This window comes from Streptomyces hamibioticus (assembly GCF_047946815.1).
Classification (GTDB): Bacteria; Actinomycetota; Actinomycetes; order Streptomycetales; family Streptomycetaceae; genus Streptomyces.
On the sequence record NZ_JBKKQY010000001.1, the window covers coordinates 596,226 to 619,286 of the forward strand.

The window sequence follows — 23,061 nt, forward strand, 5'->3', positions numbered from 1 at the left end:
GGTGGGCCGGGGCAGGGGAGGCGGTCAGTCGGTGGGCAGGAGCACACCGGGGCTGAGCAGGCCGTCCGGGTCCAGCCGCCGCTTGACCGCGCGCAGCGCCGCGATGCCGAGGTCGCCGGCCTCCCGGACGTACCAGTCGCGGTGGTCGGTGCCGACGCCGTGGTGGTGGGTGATGGTGCCGCCCGCGGCGAGGATGGCCTCGTTGGCGGCGTGCTTGGCCCGGGTCCAGTGCGCCACGGGGTCGTCGCCCTGGGCGGAGACGACCGTGAAGTACAGGGAGGCGCCGTTCTCGTAGACGTGCGAGATGTGGCCCATGACCAGCGGCGGGGTGCCGGCCTCGGTGAGCGTGGCGGTGAGCGCGTCACGGACGGCGGCGTACAGGCCGGGGAGGCGCGACCAGTAGGTGGCGGTCTCCAGCGTCTCGGCGAAGGCGCCGGCGTCGAGCAGCGAGTCGCGCAGGTACGGCGCCGAGTAGCGGCCGTGGGCCCACTTCTCCCCCGGTTCCTCGCCCGCGAAGGTGCCCCCGCACGCGGCGAGGACGGCCGCGGCGCCCTCCCGGCGGTGGGTGGTGTCCTCCTCGGTGCCCTCGAAGCCGACGACGGCCAGGCAGCCCGCGGTCCCCTGCTCGACGGCGGAGCCGATGGCGTCGGGCTGGGCGAGGCCGATCATCGTCTCGGTCTCGTCGGACAGCCGCAGCACCGTGGGGCGCGGCCCGTCCTGGGCGAGCCGGCGCAGGGCGGCGGCGCCCTCGTCGAAGGAGGCGAAGCGCCAGCCCTCGTAGCGGCGCACCCGCGGGACGGGCCGGACGCGGACGGTGACGGAGGTGATGACGCCGAACGCGCCCTCCGAGCCCAGCAGCAGCTGGCGCAGGTCGGGTCCGGCCGCCGAGCGCGGGGCGCGGCCGGTGTCGAGGGTGCCCTCGGGGGTGGCGAGGGTCAGGCCCAGCACCATCTCGTCGAAGCGGCCGTAGCCAGCGGAGGCCTGCCCGCTGGAGCGGGTCGCGGCGAAGCCGCCGATGGTGGCCCACTCGTAGGACTGGGGGAAGTGGCCGAGGGTGAAGCCGTGCTCGGAGAGCAGCGCCTCGGCCTCGGGGGCGCGCAGGCCCGGTTGCAGGGTGGCGGTGCGGGAGACGGGGTCGACGTCGAGCAGGCGGTTCAGGTGGCGCAGGTCCAGGGCCACGAAGGTCTCCCGGCGCCCGGGGGCCAGGCCGCCGACGACGGAGGTGCCGCCGCCGAAGGGGACGAGCGGCAGACGGTGTTCGGCGCAGGCGCGGAGCACGGCGAGCACCTCGTCGTGGCTCTCGGGGAGGACGACGGCGGCGGGGGCCCCGGTGGCGTCGCCGGTGCGGATGCGCAGCAGGTCGGGGGTGGACTTGCCGCGGGTGTGCCGGACCCGGGTCTCGGCGTCGGCGCGCACCCGGTCCGCGCGGTCGCCGACGGCGGCCAGCAGCGCCCGGTGCGCGGTCTCGTCCAGGCCGGGCTCGGGGAGGGCGATCCGGGCCAGCCGGACCGGTGCCGTGGTCTGCGGCTTGACGCCGAGCCAGTCGCGCAGCAGCCCGGTCACGGCCTCCGGCAGCGGCGTCGCCCTGGCCGGGTCGCCCCAGCCATTCCACAGCATGTCCATGACTGTCGTCCTCACCGGTCGTTTCGCGGGGGTGCCGCCGGGGCGGCCTCACGGGCGTTACACTGTTACACATGACGCCTATTCGTCACAACGGTTCGGCCCGCCAGAACTCCTCCGACGGCGACGCGGTGCTCGACGCCGTGCGCGACTGCGTCATGGCCGTCGGGGTCCGCCGCACGACCATGACCGACGTGGCCCGCCGCGCGGGCGTCTCCCGGATGACGCTGTACCGGCGCTGGCCCGACGTCCGCTCCCTGGTCGGCGATCTGATGACGCGGGAGTGGATCGCCGTGGCGACCGGGGCCATGCCCGAGCGCCGGCCGGGGGTGGACACGCGCGCGCTGATGGTCGACGGCCTGGTGGCGGGCGTGGCGGCGTTCCGCGCCCATCCGCTGTTCCACAAGATCGTCGACGTCGATCCCGAACTGCTCCTGCCCTATGTGCTGGACCGGCGCGGAGCGAGCCAGGAGGCGCTGCTGGGCCTGCTCGCCGACGCGCTGCGGGAGGGCCACGCCGACGGGTCGGTGCGCGAGTCCCACCCCGAACGCCAGGCGCGGGCCGTGCTGCTGATCGTCCAGTCCTTCGCCCTGTCGCTGCGGACCATGACCGACGAGGACGACGCCGACCTGACCACCGCGGCCTTCCTCGCGGAGCTGCGCACCATCCTGGAGAGGACCCTCACCCCATGAGCCCCACCAGCGGCCCCGCCCCCGGGGCCGGACCGGCCCCCAGCCCCTCCGCTTCCCTGTCCGCCGCGCGGCGGACCCGCGAACTGGCCGAGGCCACCGACGGCCGCGTCGTGGACGTGCTGGTCGTCGGCCTCGGCGCGACCGGCGCCGGGGCCGCGCTGGACGCCGCCGCCCGCGGTCTGGACGTCGTCGCCGTGGACGCCCACGACCTGGCGTTCGGCACCTCCCGCTGGAGTTCCAAGCTGATCCACGGCGGGCTGCGCTACCTCGCCTCCGCACAGCTCGACGTCGCCCATGAGAGCGCGGTGGAGCGCGGCGTGCTGATGGCGCGCACGGCACCCCATCTGGTGCGCGCCCAGCCGTTCGTGCTGCCCCTGACGCCGATGGTCTCGCGCGGCCAGGCCGCGCTGGCCTGGGCCGGGTTCCGGGCCGGGGACGCACTGCGGCTGACCGCCCGTACGGCCCGCGCCACGCTGCCGGCGCCCCGCCGGCTCTCCACGGTCGAGACCCGTCATCTCGCCCCCGCCCTGCGGCCCGACGGGCTGCGCGGCGGCCTGCTGTCCTGGGACGGCCGGCTCACCGACGACGCCCGCCTGGTCACCGCCCTCGCCCGCACCGCCGCCGCGCGCGGCGCCCGGGTCCTGACCCGCGTGCGGGCGCTGGACCTCACCGCCTCCGGCGCCCGGATACGCGACGAACGCACCGGCGAGGAGGGCGAGATCCGCGCCCGCGCCGTGATCAACGCCTCCGGGGTGTGGGCCGGGGACCTGGTGGACGGCATCCGGGTCCGGCCCTCGCGCGGCACCCACCTGGTCCTGCGCTCCGACCACCTCGGTCCGCTCCCCGCCGGCCTGCACATCCCGGTCCCGGGCGAGACCAACCGCTTCGTCCTCGTCCTGCCCCAGGGCGACGGCCGGGTCTACGTGGGGCTCACCGACGAGCCCGTGGACGGCGACATCCCGGACGTCCCCGACGTGCCCGAGACCGACATCGGCTTCCTGCTCGACGTGGTCGGCTCGGCGCTGGACGTGCCGGTCCACCGCGAGGACGTCGTCGGCGCCTTCGCGGGGCTGCGCCCGCTGCTGGACACCGCCTCGCGGACGCGGCCCGGCGCCGCCCCCCGCACGGCGGACGTCTCGCGCCGGCACGCGGTGCTCACCTCGGCGGACGGCGTGGTGACCGTGGTCGGCGGCAAGCTCACCACCTACCGGCGGATGGCCGAGGACGCCGTGGACGCCGCCGTCCGCGCGCGCGGTCTGACCGTCGGCCCCTCCCCCACCGCCGGGCTCCCGCTGGTCGGCGCCGCCGCCCCGCGCGCCCTCGCCGGGCTGCGGGCGCCGCGCCGCCTGGTCCAGCGGTACGGCACCGAGGCACCGGCCGTGCACGCCCTCGCCGCCCGGGACCCGCGGCTCGGGGAACCGGTCCTGCCGGGCCATCCCGTCACCGGGGCCGAGCTGCTGTGGGCGGTGCGGCACGAGGGCGCCCTGGACGAGGCGGACCTGCTCGACCGGCGTACCCGGATCGGCCTGGTTCCCCAGGACCGGGCCGAGGCACTGCACGCCGTGCGGACACTGGTCGGCGAGGCCCTGGCGGGACGGGACTGACGCCCGGAGGGGGCCTTCCGGGACCTTCGCGGCGGGGTCTGCCGGGACCTTCGCGGCGGAGCCTGCCGGAGCCTTGAGGCGGGGCCTGCCGGGCCCCCGGAGCCTGCCACGACCTCGGGGAAGAGCCTCCCGGGGCCCCGGCGACCGTCGAGACCGCCAGGCTCGCCCCGCACCGCACGCGCCGAAACACGCTCCCGCACCACGCCCCCCGCACCGGCCGACCCCACCGCCCGAAACGTCCCGCGGTCAGTACCCCGCCGACAACGCCGCCTCCGGGGACCCGTGGTCAACCGCCGCCGACCACGCGCCCCGCCCGCGGCCCGCCGCCCGGCCGCGCACCCCGTGGGACACGGTCGCCGGCCGGTCACGCCGCCCCGCCGTCCCCCTGGACGGCCCGCCGGACCTCCGCCTCGACGTCGTGCCGCGTCCGGCCCCGCTCCCTGACGTACTCCGTCATCGCGGCGCTCGCATCGCGGTCCAGGTCGCGCCAGGCCCGGACGGCGGTCTCGTAGGTGCGCGACTGCCGCGCGGTCCACCGCGCCTGCGTGGGCGGCCCGTACGAGTCGCGCAGTTTCTTGACCCGGCTGTGCGCCTGGTCCACCGCGCGCTGCTTCTGCACGAGCTCCTCGAATGTGTGAGCCACAACACAAAACCCTAGTCAGCGGACCGCCGTCCCGCGCGCCGAGCCGGTAGGCCCGCGGATCGACGGGCAGAGGACACACGAAGACCACCACGGCGGCGACACCGACGACGACACCGGTGTCGAGACGAGTGACGGGACCGCTGACGAGACCGGTGGTCACCGCACGCCGTCCGCCCTGCCCGGAGCACTTCAACGTCCCGTCGCCGCTCCGGTACAGTCACGACCGTCCCGGGATCTTCACCCGGTACCGGGCATGTTCCCCGACGGCCCCACGGGGGACCGGCGGAGCCCTGACATCATGGCCGCGACGACGGCCGGACATACACGAGAAGCGAGGAAATCGTGGCGGACACCGAGGGAGCGGCGGTGCCGGAGCGGCTGCTGATCACCCGTACCACCACTGAGGACGACGTCTGTGTCGTCACCCTCGCGGGAGAAGTGGACCTCGACGGCAGCGCGCAGTTGCGCGACGTACTGCTGGCCGCCGTGGAGTCGGCGCGGGGCACGGCGGTCGACCTGGGGGAGGTGGGCTTCATGGACTCCAGCGGGATCAACGCGCTCATCGCCGCGCACCAGGCGGCGGAAGCGCGCGGCGCCTGGCTGCGGCTGGCCGCTCCGCAGCAGGCGGTGCGGCGGGTGCTGCAACTCGTGGGGGTCGACGCCCTGATCCCCTGTTACCCGACGCTCGAGGAGGCCGTGGCCGGCTGACCGCACGGACGCCGCGACCGCGGAGTCAGCGCAGCGGCAGACGCGCGTGCACCGTCTTGCCCCCGGCGTGCGGCCTCGTGATCACTTCGTCGCACAGCCGCGTCACGATCTCCAGCCCGTGCCGGCCGACCCGCCGCGGGTCGCGCGGCAGGAACGTGGGAAAGCCGTCCCCCGTGTCGGACACCGCGATCTCCAGACCGCCGTCCACCAGGGTCAGCTCCAGCCGGCACGGGCCCGGCGCGTGGCGCAGGGCGTTGGTCACCAGCTCGCTGACGACCAGGCGAGCGGCGTCGGGGAACGTGTCGGCCATGTCCACGCCGGCCTCACCGAGCCGTGCGACGAAACCGCCCACGACGTCGCGTGAGGCGGGGATCATCGCCGATCCGCCTGCGAAGTCCACCACCGTGGACTCGGCCTCGGACTCGGCGGAGGAGTCCGTGGCCTCGGGTCTGCGCGCCGGAGTCATACAGAGCCTCACCGTCCGGGGCCGGGGAATGGGAGCATAAGCCCGCGGCCCCTCACGATACGCATCGCGGCGGCCCTGATGACTCCATTGCCCCAACCTCCGCCGTGTCCACCGGCCTTCGGGGCCCTCGCGGGGGGATACGACGGCCCGCCCGGGGCACCTGGGAACGGCGGGCCGCTCCCGTTCCTGTCCCGGTACGCGCCAGGAGCGGCCCGCACTTCCCCCAGCGCCCATCATTGACATGCGCACGGCGTGACGGCACTCTGAGAGCGCTCTCAGAAATGGTCCGGACCAGCTCTCCCCCACCCGCCCCGACTCCCTCCTCCCCCCACTCTGCGCGCCCTGCCCCAAGGGCCGTACGGAGGTTCACGCATGCTCAGCAGGTTCCGACAGCGCATCGCCGCCGTGACGACCGCCCTCGCCACCACCGTGGCGGGCGCCCTCCTCGCCGCCGGCTCCCCCTCCCCGGCCGAGGCCGCGGTTCCCTCGACCATCCCCCTGAAGATCACCAACAACTCCGGCCGCGCCGAACCGGTGTACGTCTACACCCTCGGCACGGAACTGGCCACGGGCCGGCAGGGCTGGGCCGACGCGAACGGCACCTTCCACGCCTGGCCCGCGGGCGGCGCCCCGCCCGTCCCGGCGCCCGACGCCTCGATCGCCGGGCCGCCGCCGGGGCAGTCCGCCACCATCCGGATCCCCAAGCTCTCCGGCCGGATCTACTTCTCGTACGGCCGGAAGCTCGTGTTCAAGCTGGCCACCGGCGGACTGGTGCAGCCCGCGGTGCAGAACCCCAGCGACCCCAACAGCGACATCCTCTTCAACTGGTCGGAGTACACGCTCAACGACTCCGGTCTGTGGATCAACAGCACGCAGGTCGACATGTTCTCGGCGCCGTACGCGGTCGGCGTGCGGGGCGCGGACGGCGGTACCCGCACCACCGGTCACCTCAAGCCGGGTGGCTACCAAGGCGTGTTCGCCGATCTCCGCTCCCGCCCCGACTGGGCCGGCCTGATCCAGACCCGCCAGGACGGCACCGTGCTGCGGGCGCTGTCCCCCGGCCACGGACTGTCGACCGGCGCGCTGCCCGCCTCCGTGCTGGACGACTACATCGACCGCGTCTGGCAGAAGTACACCACCGACACACTGACGGTGACGCCGTTCACGGACCGGCCGGAGACCAAGTACCGCGGGCGGGTCTCGGGCGGCGTCATGAACTTCACCGACGGCAGCGGTACCGTCGTCACCAGCTTCCGCAAGCCCGACGCGGACAGCGTCTTCGGCTGCCACAAGCTGCTCGACGCCCCCAACGACACCGTGCGCGGCCCGATCTCCCGCACCCTGTGCGCCGGCTTCCACCGGACCACGCTGCTGACCAACCCGAACCAGCCGGACGCCGACTCCGCGGGCTTCTACCAGGACGCCGTGACCAATCACTACGCCCGCGCGATCCACTCCCGCATGGCCGACGGCAAGGCGTACGCGTTCGCCTTCGACGACGTCGGCAACCACGAGTCGCTCGTCCACGACGGCAACCCGCAGGAGGCGTACCTGACGCTGGACCCGTTCGACTGAGCCCGACCGGCCGGGAAACCGCGTTGCCCCGCCCCCTGACGGCCAGTAAGGTCGGCCCGGTGACTGCCGGGTCGGCCTCTGGCCATGTACGAGTGGGGTTCCCGGCCCGGCCGTGAGCACCCGGCGGGCCAGGGGCCCGCCCCGTCTCCTGTCTTCCCTCGCCCCGGCGCCCGGCGCCGGACACGGCAACCACCGAAGCGAAGACCCGGAGACCCCATCCCATGTCGCACCACCCCGAGACGACCACCGTCCGGCTCGACCACACCGTCGTACACGCCCGGGACCGGCAGCTGTCGGCCGGATTCCTCGCCGCCGTCCTGGGCCTGGAGGTCGGCGCCCCCTTCGGGCCGTTCCTGCCCGTCGAGCTGGGCAACGGCGTGACGCTGGACTACTACGAGACACGGGACGAACCGATCCAGAGCCAGCACTACGCCTTCCTGGTGCCCGACGGGCGGTTCGACGACATGATCGCCCGCCTGGACGCCGTCGGGGTCGCCCACTACGCCGACCCCGGCCACACCGAACCCGGGCGGATCAACCGGCTGTTCGGCGGTCGCGGCGCGTACTTCGACGACCCCGACGGCCACAACATGGAGATCATGACCCGGCCGTACCGCCGTCCCTAGCGGGCCGGGAGCCGCCGCGCCCGCCCGTCGAGGACGGCCGCGGCGGCATGGTTCAGGAAGCCGTGCAGGACCCGACGACCGGCGCGGCGTCGCTGCCGTTCTTCATGACCGTGAACCCGAAGGCGGTCGACGCCCCGGGCGCCAGGCTGCCGTTCCAACTCGGCCGCACCGTCATCACGTTGCCGCCGGCGTCCCAGGTGGGCGAGGCGTTCCAGGTGGCCGACACCTTCTGCGGCGAGGCCACGGTGACGGTCGTGGTCCAGGAGCTGATCGGCTCGTCACCCGCGGTGATGGTGACCTGGCCGTTGTAGCCGCCGTTCCAGTCCGCGGTCCTGGTGTAGGTGGCGGTGCAGCTCGGGGTGCCGTCGCCCGGGCCCCCGCCGTCACCCCCGCCGGAGCCGCCGAGCGCGGTCAGTACGGCGTCGTAGGCCGGCTTCTTGTTGTAGTTCCCGTCGAACAGCAGCGGGGTGCCGCTGCTGCGCCACGAGTACTTGTCGGTGACGCCCCAGACGGTGATGCCCGTGCAGCGGCTCACCGCCAGGCAGGCCCGGACCACCCGGGCGTAGCTGTCGGCCTGGGCGGCGCCGGAACCCTCGATGTCCAGCTCGGTGATCTGCACGTCGACGCCGAGGTCGGCGAAGCGCTGGAGGTTCGCCTGGAGGTCGGACGGGACCGGGGAGGCGCTGTTGAAGTGGCCCTGGAAGCCGACGCAGTCGATGGGGACGCCGCGGGCCTTGAAGTCGCGCACCATGGCGTAGACGGCATTGCTCTTGGCGTTGATGCCGTCGGTGTTGTAGTCGTTGTAGCAGAGCTTGGCTGCCGGGTCCGCGGCGCGGGCGGTGCGGAACGCCTCCTCGATGTAGCCGTTGCCGAGCTTGTCCTGGAAGGGGGAGCTGCGGCGGGCGCCGCTGCCGCCGTCCTGGAAGGCCTCGTTGACCACGTCCCAGCTGTGGATCTTGCCCTTGTAGTGCTGCATGACCCGGGTGATGTGGTTGTTCATTGCCGAGCGCAGGTCGGCGGCGCCCAGGCCGCCCACCCAGGACGGCAGCTGGGAGTGCCAGACGAGCGTGTGGCCGCGGACGTCCATGCCGCGGCCCAGGGCGTGGTTCACCACCTGGTCGGCGGCGCCGAAGGTGAAGGTGTTCCGGCTCGGCTCGGTGGCGTCCCACTTCATCTCGTTCTCGGGCGTCGCCGAGGTGAACTCGCGGTTCAGCGTGGAGACGTACGCGGACTCGCCGAGGTGGTTCGCGGCGACCGCGGCCCCGAAGTAGCGTCCCTTGCCCGCCGCGGCGGAGCCGAGCGTGTCGGCGGCCTCCGCGGTGTGCGCCGCGGCCGTGAGCGCGGTCGCGGTGATCAGCCCGGCCGTGGCGGCCCGGAGCAGACGTGTCAGATGCATGACATCCCTTTCCTGACGTGTGCGCGATTGCCTCGCGGTGGGGGTGGTGCGGAGAGGGATCGAAAATGCCGAGCGGAGCATCGAAAGTTTCGCTCTCATTTCCGAATTGCGCGGAGGAGGTTACGGACTGCCGGCCGCCGGGTCAACGCCTCTGTCACCGCGTTCGCGCCATCGACTCCACGACATACCGTCCACGTCCCGCACGGGATGGTTCCGGACGCGACGCCAAGAGCCGTCGAAACTTTCGATGCGCCGTGCACCCAGGATGCACTCGAAGCCGCATCCCAGGTGCAGGACGGTGTGACCGTGGCGCATTCTTGCTGTGTCGCCCTCGTGACGGCACACGGACGAGGTGGGGCCGATGACAGCAGGCGCCGAGGAGGCGGACCGGGCGGCCGGGCGGCTGGCGGCGCTGCTGATCGACGCCGCGACCGAGGCGGTCGGCACGGCCGGCGGCCAGGCCGGAGGCGTCTACCTGCGGTCCGGTACGCCCGGTGTGCTGCGCCTGTCCGCACTCGCGGGGTTGCCCGGGCCGCTGTTCCGCCCCTGGTGGGAGCTGCACGTCGACCGGCCGTTCCCGGTCGCGGACGCCTATCGGCTGGGCGTGCGAGTGATTCTGGCCAACGCCACGGACACGATGCGCCGCTACCCGCAGTTCGCGGCCGGCCTGCCGTTCCCGTTCGGGTCCCTGTACGTGCCCGTGGGCAGCGCGTCGAAGATCTTCGGCGTGCTCACCGTGCTGCGCCCGGCGGTCTCGGACAACGCCGAGGTGATGGAGGACCTGGACCGGCTGGCGCGGATCGCCGGGGACCTCGGCACCGCTCTGGAGGCCCTGGAGGACGGCGCCGCGCCGCCGGTCGCCTGGGACGGCGAGCCGCTGTGCGTCCGGCCGCCCGCGGCCCGGCGGCCCGCGCAGCACGCCGGCAGCTTCGCCTGGGAGCCGGCCACCGGCGCCCTGACCGTCGACGAGCCGCTGCGCGCCCTGCTTCCGCTGCCGGGCCGGGGTCCGTCCGCCACCCTCGGGGCGCTCATGGACACCCTGGCCGACGACGACGGGCACCGGGTCGCCGCCGCGCTGCGGCAGACGGCCGCCGGCCGGCCCCCGCCGCTGCCCCTGCCGCTGCGGACCGCCGACGGCGCGCTGCGCCTGCTGGAGCTGTGGAAGCCGTACTCCGCGCCGCCCGGCACCGACCCGGTGCGCGGCGTCGTGCGCGACCCGGGACTCGGACCCGTGGCGGACGCCGCGGCCGACCTGCTGCCGGACGGCGTGTTCTGCCTGGACCGGCTGGGCGTGATCCTCTACGCCAATCCGCGCGCCGCCCAGCTGCTGGGCAGGCCCCGGACGCAGCTCGTCGGCCACTTCCTGTGGGAGGCGGTGCCATGGCTGCGCCAGGCCGCGGCCGAGGACCATCTGCGGGGCGCGCTGCTGTCCCCCGAGCCCGTCCACTTCCACGTCCGTCGCCCGCCCGACCGGCGGCGGGCGACGACACCGCAGGACTACGAGGGGGACTGGCTCGCGATGTCCGTGCATCCGGGGCCGGACATCCTGACCGGCACCCTCCGGCCCGCGAACCGGGTGGCCGATGCCTCGGCCGGCCTCACACCCGGGCACGGCACCCCCTCGTCGGCGGCCCGCACGGGCGATCTCCCGCCCAGCGTCGCCGACACCTCCCCGCTGTACCGGCCCATCGTGCTGGCCGTGGCCCTGGCGGAGGCGACGACGCCGCGGCAGGTGTCCGAAGTGGTGGTCCGCGAGCTGCTGCCGGCGTTCGGAGGCCGGAGGCTCGCGATCTACCTGTTGCAGGACCGGCATCTGTACCTGGCGTGGGAGACGGGCTTCCCACGGGGTTTCCTGGCGCCGTTCGAGGGCGTCGCGCTGGACGCGCGTCTGCCCGGGGTCGAGACGCTGACCAGTGGCCGTCCGCTGTTCTTCGACTCGATGCAGGCGCTGGCCCGCGCCTACCCGGGCATCCCGCTGGACGCCACCGTGGGCGCCCGCGCCTTCCTGCCTCTGATCTCCTCCGGCCGCCCGGTCGGCTCCTGCATCCTCGGCTTCGACCGTCCGCGCAGCTTCAGCACCGAGGAACGCACGGTGCTCACCGCGCTCGCCGGTCTGATCGCCCAGGCCATGGAGCGTGCCCGGCGCTACGAGACGGAGGCCGCGCTCGCCCGCGGACTGCAGCGGGCGCTGCTGCCCCGGCGCCTGCCGGCCCACCCTTTGATGGAGACCGCCGGCCGGTATCTGCCGGGCACCCAGGGCATGGACGTGGGCGGCGACTGGTACGACGTCGTCGCGTCGGGCCGGGGCATGGCCCTGGTCATCGGTGACGTGCAGGGCCACGGCGTGCAGGCGGCGGCCACGATGGGGCAGTTGCGCAGCGCCGCCCGGGCCTTCGCGCTCGGCGACCGGCCGCCCGACGAGGTACTGAGCAGCACCAACCACCTGCTGATCGACCTGGACGTGGGTCTGTTCGCGAGCTGCTGCTACCTGCGGCTCGACCCGGCCACCGGGATGGTCCGCGCCTCCCGGGCGGGCCATCCGCCGCCGTTGGTGCGCCACCCGGACGGCCGCACCGAGGTGCTGGACCTCCCCGGCGGCGTGGTGCTCGGGGTGGACCCGCAGGCCCGCTATCCGCTGACGGAGTTCCGGCTGGACGCCGACGCCGTGCTCGCCCTCTACACGGACGGGCTGGTGGAGCGGCCGGGCGTGGACATCGACGACGGGATCACCGCCCTGCGGCTGGCCCTGTCCGAGGCGGGTGCCGCCGACGTACGCCCGACCGGCCGATGGCTGGCGGGGATGGCCGACCGGCTCACCACGACGACCCGGCACCCCGTGGACCGCCCCGACGACATCGCCCTGCTGCTCGCCACCCGCCGCCGGGAACCGGGGAGTCAGCCGTGAGCGCCCCGGCCGGGGCGGGCCCCGCAGGCGCGGCCCCGGGGCCGCGCGCACGTTCTCGGACCCCGGGTGACGCCCCTCGCCTCGGGCGGCGCGGCAGTGTAGACATGGGCACATGGTCCGACTAATGGGTCGATCGGAAGCTCGGTCTACCCGTCGTCCCAGCGGCCCGCTCGCTGGGCGGCAGCCAGACGCACACCGGTCGCGGCGGGGAGAGACCGCGGGACTGCGGTCGACGCTGACCGGGCGCAGTGTCGCCGGACAGGTGTTCGTCCTCCAGGTCGTCATCGTGCTGCTGCTGGTCGTGGCGGCGGTGGTCGCCCTGGTCCTCCAGGGGCAGCACGACAGCGAGACCGAGGCACGCAACCGCTCGGTCGCCGTGGCCGCGACATTCGCCCACTCCCCGGGCATCCGGGAGGCGCTGCGCAGCGAGAACCCGACGGCGGTGCTGCAACCGCGGGCGGAGGCCGCCCGCAGGGCGACGGGCGTGGACTTCATCGTCGTCATGAACACCGAGGGCATCCGCTACACGCATCCCAAGCCGGACCGCATCGGCAAGCAGTTCGTCGGGACCGTCGCCCCCGCGCTGCGGGGGGAGACCGTGACCGAGGAGATCGAGGGGACCATCGGCCCGCTGGTGCAGGCCGTCGTCCCCGTCGAGGCGGCCGACGGCTCCGTGATCGGGCTGGTGTCGGCCGGGATCACGACGGAGAACGTGGGCGTGTCCGCCAACCGGCTGCTGCCGCTGGTGCTCATCGCCGCGGGCGTGGCCCTCGTCCTGGCCACCGCGGGCACGGCGCTCGTCAGCAGGCGGCTGCTGCGCCAGACACACGGTCTGGGGCCGCACGAGATGACCCGGATGTACGAGCACCACGACGCCGTCCTGCACGCCGTCCGCGAGGGCGTGCTCATCGTCGGCGGGGAGGGCAGGCTGCTGCTCGCCAACGACGAGGCGCACCGGCTGCTCGACCTGCCCGAGGACGCCGAGGGGCGGCAGGTCCTCGACCTGCCGCTGCCCGCCGACACCGCGGCCCTGCTGGCCTCCGGGCGGGTCGCGACCGACGAGGTGCACCGGGTGAAGGACCGGCTGCTGGCGGTCAACCAGCGGCCCACGGACATCCGGGGCGGCCCGGCGGGAAGCGTCGCCACACTGCGTGACTCGACCGAGCTGCGGGCGCTGTCCGGCCGGGCCGAGACCGCCCGGGAACGCCTGGACATGCTGTACGACGCCGGGGTGGGCATCGGCACCAGCCTGGACGTGTCCCGGACCGCGAACGAGCTGGCGGAGTTGGCGGTGCCCCGGTTCGCGGACTTCGCCACCGTCGACCTGTTCGACGCGGTGCTGGCGGGCGGCCAGCCGGAGCCGGGGCACTCGTTGCGCCGCACCGCGCTCAGCGGCGTCGACCCGCAGGCCCCGCTGTACCCGGTGGGCCAGCAGCTCCGTTTCGTGGACTCCTCCCCGCAGGGCCGCAGCCTGCGCACCGGCCGGCCCGTGCTGGAACCACGGCTGGGCCGCGCCCGCGGCTGGCAGGCGCAGGACCTGGAGCGCTCCGCCCAGGTGGTGGCGTACGGCATCCACTCGCTGATCACCGTGCCGCTGCGCGCGGGCACCCTGGTGCTCGGGGTGGTCAGCTTCTGGCGTGCCGCGAAGCCGGAGCCGTTCGACGAGGACGAGCTGGCGCTCGCCGAGGAACTGGTGGCGCGGGCCGCGGTGTCCATCGACAACGCGCGCCGCTACACGCGCGAGCACAGCATGGCGGTGACGCTCCAGCGCAGCCTGCTGCCCCGCTCGCTGCCCGAGCAGGACGCCCTGGAGATCGCCTACCGGTACCTGCCGGCGCAGGCGGGGGTCGGCGGGGACTGGTTCGACGTCCTGCCGCTGTCCGGGGCGCGCGTGGCGCTCGTGGTGGGCGACGTCGTCGGACACGGGCTGCACGCCGCGGCCACCATGGGACGGCTGCGTACGGCCGTGCACAATTTCTCCTCGCTCGACCTGCCGCCGGACGAGCTGCTGACGCTGCTGGACGAGATGGTGGGCCGGATCGACCAGGACGAGGCGGCGGCGGGCGGTACCGCTCCGGTCACCGGTGCGACCTGCCTGTACGCGATCTACGACCCGGTCTCCCGGGCCTGTGTGATCGCCCGGGCCGGTCATCCGCCGCCGGCGGTGATCCGCCCCGACGGCAGTGTGGTCTTTCCCGACGTGCCCGCCGGTCCCCCGCTGGGGCTCGGCGGTCTGCCGTTCGAGACCCGCGAGCTGGAGCTGCCCGAGGGCAGCCGGCTCGTGCTCTACACCGACGGACTGGTCGAGGACCGGGACCACGACATCGACGTCGGACTGGAGCGGCTGCGGGAGGCCCTGGCGGCGGCCGGCCCCTCACCCGAGGAGACCTGCCGGACCGTGCTCGACGGCCGGGCACCGGTGCGCTCCAGCGACGACGTCGCCCTGCTGGTCGCCCGCACCCGGGCGCTGGGTCCCGACCGGGTCGCCGAGTGGCAGGTGCCGGCCGATCCGGCAGCGGTCGGGGAGGTCCGCGCCCAGGTGATCCGGCGGCTGGCCGAATGGGGCCTGGACGGACTCGCGTTCACGACCGAACTGATCCTGAGCGAGCTGGTCACCAACGCGATCCGGTACGGCGCCGAGCCCATCCACGTCCGGGTGCTGCGCGACCGCAGCCTGATCTGCGAGGTGTTCGACAGCACCAGCACCTCGCCCCACCTGCGGTACGCGGCCATGACGGACGAGGGCGGGCGCGGCCTGTTCCTGGTCGCCCAGCTCGCCGAGCGCTGGGGCACCCGCTACACGCCGGACGGGAAGGTCATCTGGGCGGAGCAGCCGGTGCCCTGATACGCGGCCGGGTGCCTGCCCTGGGACGCGGCCGGGTGCCTGCCCTGGGACGCGGCCGGTGCCGGTCCCGACGCGCGGTCGGTACCGGAACGCGCGTCCGGTCAGTGCTTGAACGCGTCCTTGCCCTTCTCCTTGGCCTGCCGGGCGTCTCCCTTCGACTGCTCGGCGCGCCCCTCCGCGGTCATCCTCTCGTCGCCCACGGCCCGGCCGACCGCTTCCTTGGCGCTTCCCTTCATCTGCTCCGTCTTGGCCTTGGACTTCTGCTTGCGAGCCACGGCCGATCACCTCCGAGTCCTCTTCGGTTGCGATCCCTTCCGGGTTGCCCGTTCCCGCCGCCCCAAACGTGTCGCGGGTCGCCGGGGTGAGCGGGCCGGGGCCGGGTAGCCGGACGGCACGGCACGACGTGACACCGAGACGACGTGACACCGAGACGGAGGACGTCATGGCTTCAGTGATGAACCGGATCAAGGAGTTCGCGCGCAGCCCGCAGGGCCGCCGGGCGACGGACCAGGTGCGGCGCGCCGCCGCCGACCCCCGCCGCCGGGGGCAGGCCCAGCGGCTGCTGCGGAAGTTCGGCAAGCGGCGCTGATCCGCCTCGGCGGCGCCGCCCGTCAGCCGTCGCTCGCGTGGGCGTGGCTGCGGGACGCCCCGGACGGGCGGTGCCGGTCGTCGCCGGAGCGGTCCCGGCGCCAGTCGAGGACCGCCACGGCCAGCGCGCACACCATGGTGGCGACGCCGGAGCCCACGGACACGGCGACGGCCTCGCGGTAGTTGTCGTGGGTGGCGTTCAGCGTGAGGTAGAACAGCCCCGGCAGTGCCGCGGTGCCCACGGCTCCGCCCAGGCGCTGGCCGGTCTGGAGGGCCCCGCCGGCGGCTCCCGCCATGCGCACCGGCACCTCCCGCAGCGTCATCGTGATGTTCGGTGAGATCACACATCCGCTGCCCAGGCCGCCCAGGAGCAGTGCCGGGGCGGCCAGCCAGGCGGCCCGGTCCCCGGGAGCCAGCCAGAGCACCAGTGCCGTGGTGCCCAGTCCCGCCATGACCGCCACGAGTCCGCACACGGTGAGCAGCCGGCCCAGCCGGTCCACCAGCCGGCCCGCCACGGCCGCCGCGACGGCGGATCCCACGGCGAACGGGGTCACGGCCAGCCCGGAGGCCAGCGGTGAGTAGCCCAGTCCGTTCTGGAAGAACAGCGCGAAGACCAGCCACACGCCGCTGAAGCCGACGAAGTACAGGGCGGCCAGGCCGGCACCCGTGGCGTAGCCGCGCGCCTCGGTGACCAGCCCCGGGTCCAGCAGGGGTTCGCCGCCCCGGCGCGCGACCCGGCGTTCCCAGCGCGCGAAGGCCGCCAGGACGAGCAGTCCCAGCGGGAACAGCCACCACACCCGGCCCACTCCCCCGGCCTCGGCGAGCACCAGCGGCAGCATCACGGCCAGGACCCCGATGCCGAGGAGCAGGACGCCCAAGGGATCCAGCCGTCCCCGGCCACCGGGGGCCACGCGGGGCAGGAGGCGACTGCCGAGCACCAGTGCGACGGCGCCGACCGGCACATTGACGTAGAAGATCCACCGCCAGCCCTCGGGGCCGGCCAGCGCCAGGATCAGCCCGCCGACGATCGGTCCGACGGCGCTGGAGACACCGACGGTGGCGCCGAACAGCCCGAAGGCGCGGCCGCGCTCCGCGCCACGGAACAGCTGCTGGATCAGCGCCGAGTTCTGCGGCGCGAGACTGCCCGCGGCGACCCCCTGGGCGAACCGGGCGACGACGAGCAGTTCGATGGTGGGCGCGGCGCCCGCGGCGGCGCTGCACAGCACGAAGGCCGCCAGCGCGGCGAGGAAGACGCGCCGCCTGCCGAACGTGTCGCCGATCCGTCCGGCCGTCACCAGGGTCAGCGCGAACGCCAGGGCGTAGCCGGAGACCACCCACTGCACGGATGCCGCCGAGGCGTCCAGTCCCTGCTGGACGGACGGCAGGGCCACGGCGACGATCGTGACGTCGAGCAGGGTCATGAAGCCCGCGACGAGGGTGACCCAGAGGGCACGCCAGCGGTTCGGATCACTCACAGGGACTCCCTCCACCAGACCGGTACGCCCCTCACGTGCGTCACCGCTCTCGGCGAACCCAAACGGCGGCCTTGGGGGGACATAAGCGCGTCTTATGACCTCATAGACCGGACCCGCGTACCGACTTAGGGTTGCCTTAGCTTAGGCTTCCCGACGAGTTGATCTGTCACCGCTCGAAGGGAACCTGATCATGCCCCGCCCGCTGCGGGTAGCCATCGTCGGCTCCGGCCCGGCCGGCATCTACGCCGCCGACGCGCTGCTCAAGTCCGAGGTGGCCGCCGATCCCGGTGTGTCCATCGACATCTTCGAGCGCATGCCCGCCCCGTTCGGGCTCATCCGTTACGGGGTCGCCCCCGACCACCCGCGGATCAAGGGCATCATCACGGCCCTGCACCAGGTCCTCGACAAGCCGCAGATCCGTCTCTTCGGCAACGTCGACTACCCGGCCGACATCAGCCTGGACGACCTGCGCACGTTCTACGACGGCGTGATCTTCGCGACCGGCGCGACGGCCGACCGGGCGCTGCCGGTCCCCGGCATCGACCTGGACGGCTCCTACGGCGCCGCGGACTTCGTCTCCTGGTACGACGGCCACCCGGACGTGCCGCGCACCTGGCCGCTGGAGGCGGAGAAGGTCGCCGTCCTCGGCGTCGGCAACGTCGCCCTCGACGTGGCCCGCATCCTCGCCAAGACGGCCGACGAGCTGCTGCCCACCGAGATCCCGGACAACGTCTACGACGGGCTCAAGGCGAACCGGGCCAAGGAGATCCACGTCTTCGGCCGCCGCGGCCCGGCGCAGGCGAAGTTCAGCCCGATGGAGCTGCGGGAGCTGGACCACTCCCCCAGCATCGAGGTGATCGTCGACCCCGAGGACATCGACTACGACGACGGCTCGATCGCCACCCGGCGCGGCAACAAGCAGGCCGACATGGTCGCCAAGACGCTGGAGAACTGGGCGATCCGCGATGTCGGCGACCGCCCGCACAAGCTGTTCCTCCACTTCTTCGAGTCGCCGACCGAGATCCTCGGCGAGGACGGGAAGGTCACCGGTCTGCGCACCGAGCGCACCGCCCTGGACGGCACCGGCAACGTCAAGGGCACCGGCGAGTTCAAGGACTGGGACGTCACCGCGGTCTACCGCGCCGTCGGCTACCTCTCCGACCAGCTGCCCAAGCTGCCCTGGGACCTGGAGACCGGCACGGTCCCGGACCAGGGCGGCCGGGTGATCCAGGAGTCGGGCGAGCACCTGCAGTCGACGTACGTCACGGGGTGGATCCGGCGCGGCCCGGTCGGTCTGATCGGCCACACCAAGGGCGACGCCAACGAGACGGTGGCCAACCTGCTGGCCGACTACGCGGACGGCCGGCTGCACACGCCCGCCGCGCCCGGCCCGGAGGCGGTGGACGCGTTCCTGGCCGAGCGGAACGTCCGCTTCACCACCTGGGACGGCTGGTACCGCCTCGACGCCGCGGAGAAGGCGCTGGGCGATCCGCAGGGCCGCGAACGCGTGAAGATCGTCGAGCGGGAGGACATGCTGCGGGCCAGCGGCGCCTGAGCCGCGCCCGGCCGAGCGGTGACGCCCGGCGCCGGCGGTCTCGCGTGGACCGCCGGCGCCGGGCGTTCTCGACCGCTCACACCTCCAGCTCGGCCTCGATCCGGCGCAGCTGGTGACGGGCCATCGCCAGGTTGGCGCGGCCGGCGTCCAGCACCAGGTAGAGGAAGAGCCCGTTGCCGCCGCGGCCCTTGAGCAGGCGGATCATGTGGTACTGGGTGTTGAGGGTGATCAGGATGTCCTCGATCTCCTCGGTCAGTCCGAGGTGCTCCATGGTGCGCAGCTTGGCCCGCACGACGTCGGTGTTGCCGGCGGCGGCGACCTCCAGGTTGAAGTCCTTGCTCCCGCCCAGCGTGCCGAGGGCCATGCCGCTGGTGTAGTCGACCAGGGCCGCGGCGGTCGCTCCGTCGATGGAGCCGAGGCATTCCTTGAGGGAGGTCTCCAGGTTGGCCATGGGTGGCTTCCTTCCGTGGGTGTCCGTTTACGGTGGTGATTCGTATGTGAGAGCCGGCTCAGGTCGGCCGGCGATGACCGCCGGTCTGGGGACGGGGCGGGTGTGCGGGCCGCTGCGGCGTGCGCACCGGCAGGGTGCCGATGGGCCGGGCCCCGTCCGCCGGGGCGGCGGTGACGGGTGCGGCGGGCGCCGGCGGTTCACCGCTCCGGTGCGGGCCGACGCGGACGGCCACCAGGTCGCCGATCCGCGCCCCGCTGCGCCGGCCCTCCAGGTGCAGCCGGCCGACGTTGACGCGGCCCTCGGCGAGGAGGGTGAGGACGGCCGCCGGACCGGCCGCGTAGGTGGCGACGTACCCGTCGGCCCCCCGCAGCAGCAGTTCCCGGAACGCGCCGCGCCCGGTGGCCTCGGCGGTGCGGTGCGCGACGCCGAGTGCGGCGGCGGTGAGCGCGGCGAGTCCTTCCGGTTCGGCCTCCGGCACGTCGTGCGCCAGGACGAGCCCGTCGACGGTGGCCGCGAGCGACCCGGTCAACCGGGGCACGCGGGCGCGCAGTCGGTGCAGTTCGTCCAGGACGTCCGTCTCGACGGCCATGAGCAGTCTCCTTTCGGCACGCTGTCGGCGCGCGCGGATCACAAGGCCTCCAAGGCGTCTCGAAGCCGGCGCAGCAGGGCCGTGTCGGGGTCGTCCCACGCCGTGCCGCAGGGGTCCACGGGCGGCGGCGGCGCGGGTTCGCGCGGGGCGGTCGTGACCAGTCCGCCGGCGGCCAGGCGGCGCAGTTCGACGAGCGTGTGGTACGTCCGGCAGGCCAGGGCGGCCGCGATGTCCGCGGCGGTGCGCACACCGTCGACCTGTGCGAGGGTGCGGCTGCGCCGGGCCGGCAGGTCCGCGGTGCCGGCGCCGGGGGTGCGCGCGAGCGGGGCGACGTCGACGGCGGAGTCGGGCCAGATGCCGTCCAGCAGGGCGCGGCGGCGCCGGGACTCGCGCACGACGGTCTCCACCGGGACGGAGCGGACCGCGCCGAGCCAGTGCCCGGCGCCCGGCCGGAACCGGTGGGCGGGGGTGTCGTGGGCCAGGGCGAAGTACGCGGCGTCGAACAGCGCGCCGAGGTGGCAGACCTCCAGCGCACCGGCCGCGAGCCGCCCGCTGTCCACCAGCCGGCGCCCCACCCGGTGCCGGGCGCCGTCCCGGTCGACCGCCTCCCACCAGCCGTCGGGGGCGACGGCACCGCTGCGGGTCAGCAGCGCCCCGAGGCCGGGGGTGAGGGCGGACTCGACGTGCACGACGCGGCCGGCCGCGAGGTAGAAGACGCCCCGCTCGCCGGAGAGTGCGCCGGTGGCGCGCTCGGCCGCCAGGGCGCGCAGCAAGGCGGACGTCGTGTCGTGGGCGGCCCAGGTCGTCGTCGTCATCCGAGCACCAGGCGGTCCGCCATCTCGGCCAGCCGGATGCGGGCCAGGGCAAGGTTTCCGTCGTCGCGGTCCAGCCACAGGTGCAGGCAGACGGTGCTGTCGAACGGGGTGCTGACGAATCTAACGAGGTGGTAGGAGTCGGCGGTGGTGACGATGAGGTCCTCGACCGGTGCTTCCTTGTCCGCCGCGGCATCACGGCCGGCCGGTGCCAGAAAGCCGCTCTCGGCGGTGTGCCGGGCGAGTTCGGCGGTCTCCGCGGCCGCCGCCTCCGGATCACCTCCCGGCGCTTCGCCCACCGACCCCAGAGCGAGTCCGCTGATCCAGTCGACCAGCGACGCACCCCGTGCGCCGGGTAACCGCATGGCTTCCAGCAGCGTCTCGTCTATTCCGGGCACGCCGGATCCCCTCCCCCTGCACAGCTGTGCCGCGAACGTGACGCCGAGACTACGGAAAGTGCACGCATCAGGTGAGGGCTTTGGCATTTTCCAGTGGAACGTGCCCCGGGTGCGGCATACTTCCGGCCGGATCACCCCGGAACACTTCGCCCGGGCCTCCCGGACCTCCCGGACCTCCCGGAGGCGGGGCTGCCGTGCCCCGGCGCGGAGGTGCGGACAGGCCCGCCCCGATGCGGATGGTGGGCGGAACCCGCCCGCGCACACCAGTGTGGGAAGGGGCCGGCACCCCGGCCACGTGTGAACGAACGCGGCCTCGGGCGAGGGGCACACACCCCCGGCGCACCGCGCACATCCCGTACGCGCAGGCGTGGCCGCGGTGAGACGGGCTACCCGCTCCCCATGGCCCGACTGCATCTACCCCACCGCGGGAAGCACACCACCCGTCAGAACGACGCCTCCGCCCGGGGCTCTCGGCGGCCCGAGGAGCGAAAGGGCGAGGAGCCGCCCGAGGAGTACGGCCCGGACGCGGCCACCGAACGCGCCGCTCCCGACTCCCCCACCGAACTTCCCAAACGCTCCTGGACGGCGCTGCTGCGGCGGGTCGTCGCCGAGTTCAAGGACGACGAACTCGTCGACCGCGCCGCCGCGTTGACCTACTACAGCGTGCTGTCGCTGTTCCCGGCCCTGCTGGTGCTGGTGTCCCTGCTCGGTATCGCCGGGCGGACGGCCACCCAGGAGGTGCTGGACAACCTGCAGCAGCTCGCACCCGGCGCGGCGCGGGACATCATCTCCGACGCGATACGGCAGTTGCAGGGCAACGCCGGCCTGGGGTCCACGCTCGCGATCGTCGGCCTGATCGGTGCGGTGTGGACCGCCTCCGCATACGTGGCCGCGTTCATCCGCTCCTCCAACGCGGTGTACGACGTCCCCGAGGGGCGCCCGGTGTGGAAGGTGCTGCCGCTCCGGGTGGCGCTGACCGTGCTGCTGCTGGTGCTCTCCGTGGTCAGCGCGCTGATCGTCGTGTTCACCGGCACCTTCGCCGAGCAGGTGGGCACCGCGCTGGGCGTCGGCGACACCGCGCTGACGGTGTGGTCGATCGCCAAGTGGCCGGTGCTGGTCCTGCTGGTCACGGTGATGGTCGCGATCCTGTACTGGGCGACCCCGAACGCGCGGCTGCGCGGCTTCCGGTGGATCACCCCCGGCAGTGTCCTCGCCCTGGTGATCTGGATGCTCGCCTCCGCCGGGTTCGCCTTCTACGTCGCCAACTTCGGCTCGTACAACAAGACCTACGGCACACTGGCCGGCGTCATCATCTTCCTGATCTGGCTGTGGGTGACCAACATCGCCATCCTGCTGGGGCTGGAGTTCGACGCCGAGCTGGCGCGGCAGCGGGTCATCGACGGCGGCCATCCGGCCGAAGCGGAGCCGTACGTCGAACCGCGCGACACCCGGGCCTGGGACGACGCCGACCGACGACGGGCGGAGCCGGGCGCCTGACGTCACATGGCCGGGTCCGGCAGGGGTACGCGGACGCCATGAACGAGCGCAGGACACCCCGACCCGAACACGAACCCGGGCGCGAACCCGAGCGCCCCGACCGCGCCGAGGAGGAGCGCACCGAGGAGGAGCGCGCCGCGGCCCGCCCCTTCAGCTACCCGTATCCCGAGCGGCACGCCGGTGTGCGCGCCACCCGGCACATCAGCCGGGAACAGGCCGACGCGGACAGCGTCCCCGGCGTGCCGGGCGGCTACGGCAGCACCGGCGGCGGCCAGCCCGGCGGCCGGAGCACCCCGCGGCCGGGCGGCGACTCCGCCGACGAGTCCGGGGTCACCGACATCGCCGGCGGCCGCGAGGCACGCCCGGACCGGAAGCCGGACCAGACCTAGCCGGCCGCGGCGGGGCCGCGTCGACGGGCGCGCCGGGCTGCGGACCACGGGGCCGGCGCACTCGGTGCCCCGGCCCCGGTCCCTCGTACGGGGGAGAAACGGGGACCGGTCACCGGTGCGCTCCGCCCGTTGAGGCCCAGGTTCACCAGGTCGCTCCCGTCCTTGTCCGGCCTGGTCCGTCCTGCCGTACGGTCGCGCGCCCCTGTCGCCCGCCATCCGCGCCGCCC

At 74.1% G+C, this 23,061-nt stretch carries 21 protein-coding genes; 11 read left to right on the plus strand and 10 right to left on the minus strand.

The features are described 5' to 3' along the window. Positions 1-24: 24 nt before the first annotated feature. Positions 25-1,623 carry an FAD-binding oxidoreductase gene (locus tag ACLGIH_RS02690; RefSeq protein WP_416523578.1) on the minus strand — a complete coding sequence of 533 codons (1,599 nt, stop codon included), beginning with the start codon at positions 1,621-1,623 and terminating at the stop codon, positions 25-27. 71 nt (positions 1,624-1,694) lie between these two features. Between ACLGIH_RS02690 and ACLGIH_RS02695 the strand changes: the two genes are divergently transcribed. Both ACLGIH_RS02695 and ACLGIH_RS02700 read left to right on the plus strand, forming a co-directional pair. Then, complete coding sequence (locus ACLGIH_RS02695; RefSeq protein WP_416523579.1) at positions 1,695-2,312, plus strand: TetR/AcrR family transcriptional regulator; 618 nt, start codon at positions 1,695-1,697, stop codon at positions 2,310-2,312. Continuing rightward, the gene (locus ACLGIH_RS02700) at positions 2,309-3,916 is read left to right on the plus strand and encodes a glycerol-3-phosphate dehydrogenase/oxidase (RefSeq protein ID WP_416523580.1); all 1,608 of its coding nucleotides are present in this window, start codon (positions 2,309-2,311) and stop codon (positions 3,914-3,916) included. The genes ACLGIH_RS02695 and ACLGIH_RS02700 overlap by 4 nt, the downstream gene beginning before the upstream one ends. Positions 3,917-4,280: 364 nt before the next feature. Here the strand turns inward: ACLGIH_RS02700 and ACLGIH_RS02705 are convergent, their stop codons facing one another. Next, positions 4,281-4,559: a hypothetical protein gene (locus ACLGIH_RS02705; RefSeq protein ID WP_416523581.1), complete on the minus strand. Its 279-nt coding sequence runs from the start codon at positions 4,557-4,559 to the stop codon at positions 4,281-4,283. Between the two features lie 342 nt (positions 4,560-4,901). On the opposite strand from ACLGIH_RS02705, the gene ACLGIH_RS02710 reads away from it, so the two are divergent. Further along, positions 4,902-5,267: an STAS domain-containing protein gene (locus tag ACLGIH_RS02710; RefSeq protein WP_416523582.1), complete on the plus strand. Its 366-nt coding sequence runs from the start codon at positions 4,902-4,904 to the stop codon at positions 5,265-5,267. A 25-nt stretch (positions 5,268-5,292) separates the two neighbouring features. On the opposite strand, the gene ACLGIH_RS02715 is transcribed toward ACLGIH_RS02710, so the two are convergent. Next, positions 5,293-5,733 (minus strand): ATP-binding protein, encoded by a 441-nt coding sequence (locus ACLGIH_RS02715; protein ID WP_416523583.1) that lies wholly within the window; start codon positions 5,731-5,733, stop codon positions 5,293-5,295. 372 nt (positions 5,734-6,105) lie between these two features. Here ACLGIH_RS02715 and ACLGIH_RS02720 point away from each other — a divergent pair, with 372 nt between their 5' ends. Both ACLGIH_RS02720 and ACLGIH_RS02725 read left to right on the plus strand, forming a co-directional pair. Then, positions 6,106-7,308, plus strand: a complete 1,203-nt coding sequence (locus ACLGIH_RS02720) for a glycoside hydrolase family 64 protein (protein ID WP_416523584.1) — start codon at positions 6,106-6,108, stop codon at positions 7,306-7,308. Between the two features lie 221 nt (positions 7,309-7,529). Further along, on the plus strand, positions 7,530-7,934 hold the full coding sequence (locus tag ACLGIH_RS02725; RefSeq protein WP_416523585.1) for a VOC family protein: 405 nt from the start codon (positions 7,530-7,532) through the stop codon (positions 7,932-7,934). A gap of 52 nt (positions 7,935-7,986) precedes the next feature. On the opposite strand, the gene ACLGIH_RS02730 is transcribed toward ACLGIH_RS02725, so the two are convergent. Next, positions 7,987-9,330, minus strand: coding sequence for a glycoside hydrolase family 10 protein (locus tag ACLGIH_RS02730; RefSeq protein WP_416523586.1), 1,344 nt, complete (start codon positions 9,328-9,330; stop codon positions 7,987-7,989). Positions 9,331-9,691: 361 nt separating this feature from the next. Between ACLGIH_RS02730 and ACLGIH_RS02735 the strand changes: the two genes are divergently transcribed. Continuing rightward, positions 9,692-12,235, plus strand: a complete 2,544-nt coding sequence (locus ACLGIH_RS02735; RefSeq protein WP_416523587.1) for a SpoIIE family protein phosphatase — start codon at positions 9,692-9,694, stop codon at positions 12,233-12,235. A 112-nt stretch (positions 12,236-12,347) separates the two neighbouring features. Continuing rightward, positions 12,348-15,080 carry a SpoIIE family protein phosphatase gene (locus tag ACLGIH_RS02740; RefSeq protein WP_416523588.1) on the plus strand — a complete coding sequence of 911 codons (2,733 nt, stop codon included), beginning with the start codon at positions 12,348-12,350 and terminating at the stop codon, positions 15,078-15,080. Between the two features lie 101 nt (positions 15,081-15,181). Here ACLGIH_RS02740 and ACLGIH_RS02745 read toward each other — a convergent pair whose 3' ends face one another. Beyond that, on the minus strand, positions 15,182-15,355 hold the full coding sequence (locus tag ACLGIH_RS02745) for a CsbD family protein (protein WP_416523589.1): 174 nt from the start codon (positions 15,353-15,355) through the stop codon (positions 15,182-15,184). Between the two features lie 167 nt (positions 15,356-15,522). On the opposite strand from ACLGIH_RS02745, the gene ACLGIH_RS02750 reads away from it, so the two are divergent. Next, a complete protein-coding gene (locus tag ACLGIH_RS02750; protein ID WP_416523590.1) occupies positions 15,523-15,669 on the plus strand; it encodes a hypothetical protein in 147 nt (48 codons plus the stop codon). A 22-nt stretch (positions 15,670-15,691) separates the two neighbouring features. On the opposite strand, the gene ACLGIH_RS02755 is transcribed toward ACLGIH_RS02750, so the two are convergent. Continuing rightward, a complete protein-coding gene (locus tag ACLGIH_RS02755; protein ID WP_416523591.1) occupies positions 15,692-17,143 on the minus strand; it encodes an MFS transporter in 1,452 nt (483 codons plus the stop codon). Between the two features lie 190 nt (positions 17,144-17,333). On the opposite strand from ACLGIH_RS02755, the gene ACLGIH_RS02760 reads away from it, so the two are divergent. Then, complete coding sequence (locus ACLGIH_RS02760; RefSeq protein ID WP_416523592.1) at positions 17,334-18,698, plus strand: FAD-dependent oxidoreductase; 1,365 nt, start codon at positions 17,334-17,336, stop codon at positions 18,696-18,698. Between the two features lie 76 nt (positions 18,699-18,774). Here the strand turns inward: ACLGIH_RS02760 and ACLGIH_RS02765 are convergent, their stop codons facing one another. The 4 genes from ACLGIH_RS02765 to ACLGIH_RS02780 are packed head-to-tail and all read right to left on the minus strand — an operon-like array spanning position 18,775 to position 20,948. Further along, positions 18,775-19,149 carry a roadblock/LC7 domain-containing protein gene (locus ACLGIH_RS02765; RefSeq protein WP_416523593.1) on the minus strand — a complete coding sequence of 125 codons (375 nt, stop codon included), beginning with the start codon at positions 19,147-19,149 and terminating at the stop codon, positions 18,775-18,777. A 58-nt stretch (positions 19,150-19,207) separates the two neighbouring features. Further along, positions 19,208-19,738: a roadblock/LC7 domain-containing protein gene (locus tag ACLGIH_RS02770; protein WP_416523594.1), complete on the minus strand. Its 531-nt coding sequence runs from the start codon at positions 19,736-19,738 to the stop codon at positions 19,208-19,210. 38 nt (positions 19,739-19,776) lie between these two features. Continuing rightward, the gene (locus tag ACLGIH_RS02775) at positions 19,777-20,553 is read right to left on the minus strand and encodes a hypothetical protein (protein ID WP_416523595.1); all 777 of its coding nucleotides are present in this window, start codon (positions 20,551-20,553) and stop codon (positions 19,777-19,779) included. After that, positions 20,550-20,948: a hypothetical protein gene (locus ACLGIH_RS02780; RefSeq protein WP_416523596.1), complete on the minus strand. Its 399-nt coding sequence runs from the start codon at positions 20,946-20,948 to the stop codon at positions 20,550-20,552. Before ACLGIH_RS02780 ends, ACLGIH_RS02775 begins: the two co-directional genes overlap by 4 nt. Positions 20,949-21,347: 399 nt before the next feature. Here ACLGIH_RS02780 and ACLGIH_RS02785 point away from each other — a divergent pair, with 399 nt between their 5' ends. Both ACLGIH_RS02785 and ACLGIH_RS02790 read left to right on the plus strand, forming a co-directional pair. Further along, complete coding sequence (locus tag ACLGIH_RS02785; RefSeq protein WP_416523597.1) at positions 21,348-22,445, plus strand: YihY/virulence factor BrkB family protein; 1,098 nt, start codon at positions 21,348-21,350, stop codon at positions 22,443-22,445. Between the two features lie 38 nt (positions 22,446-22,483). Continuing rightward, the gene (locus tag ACLGIH_RS02790; RefSeq protein WP_416523598.1) at positions 22,484-22,834 is read left to right on the plus strand and encodes a hypothetical protein; all 351 of its coding nucleotides are present in this window, start codon (positions 22,484-22,486) and stop codon (positions 22,832-22,834) included. Positions 22,835-23,061 lie beyond the last annotated feature (227 nt).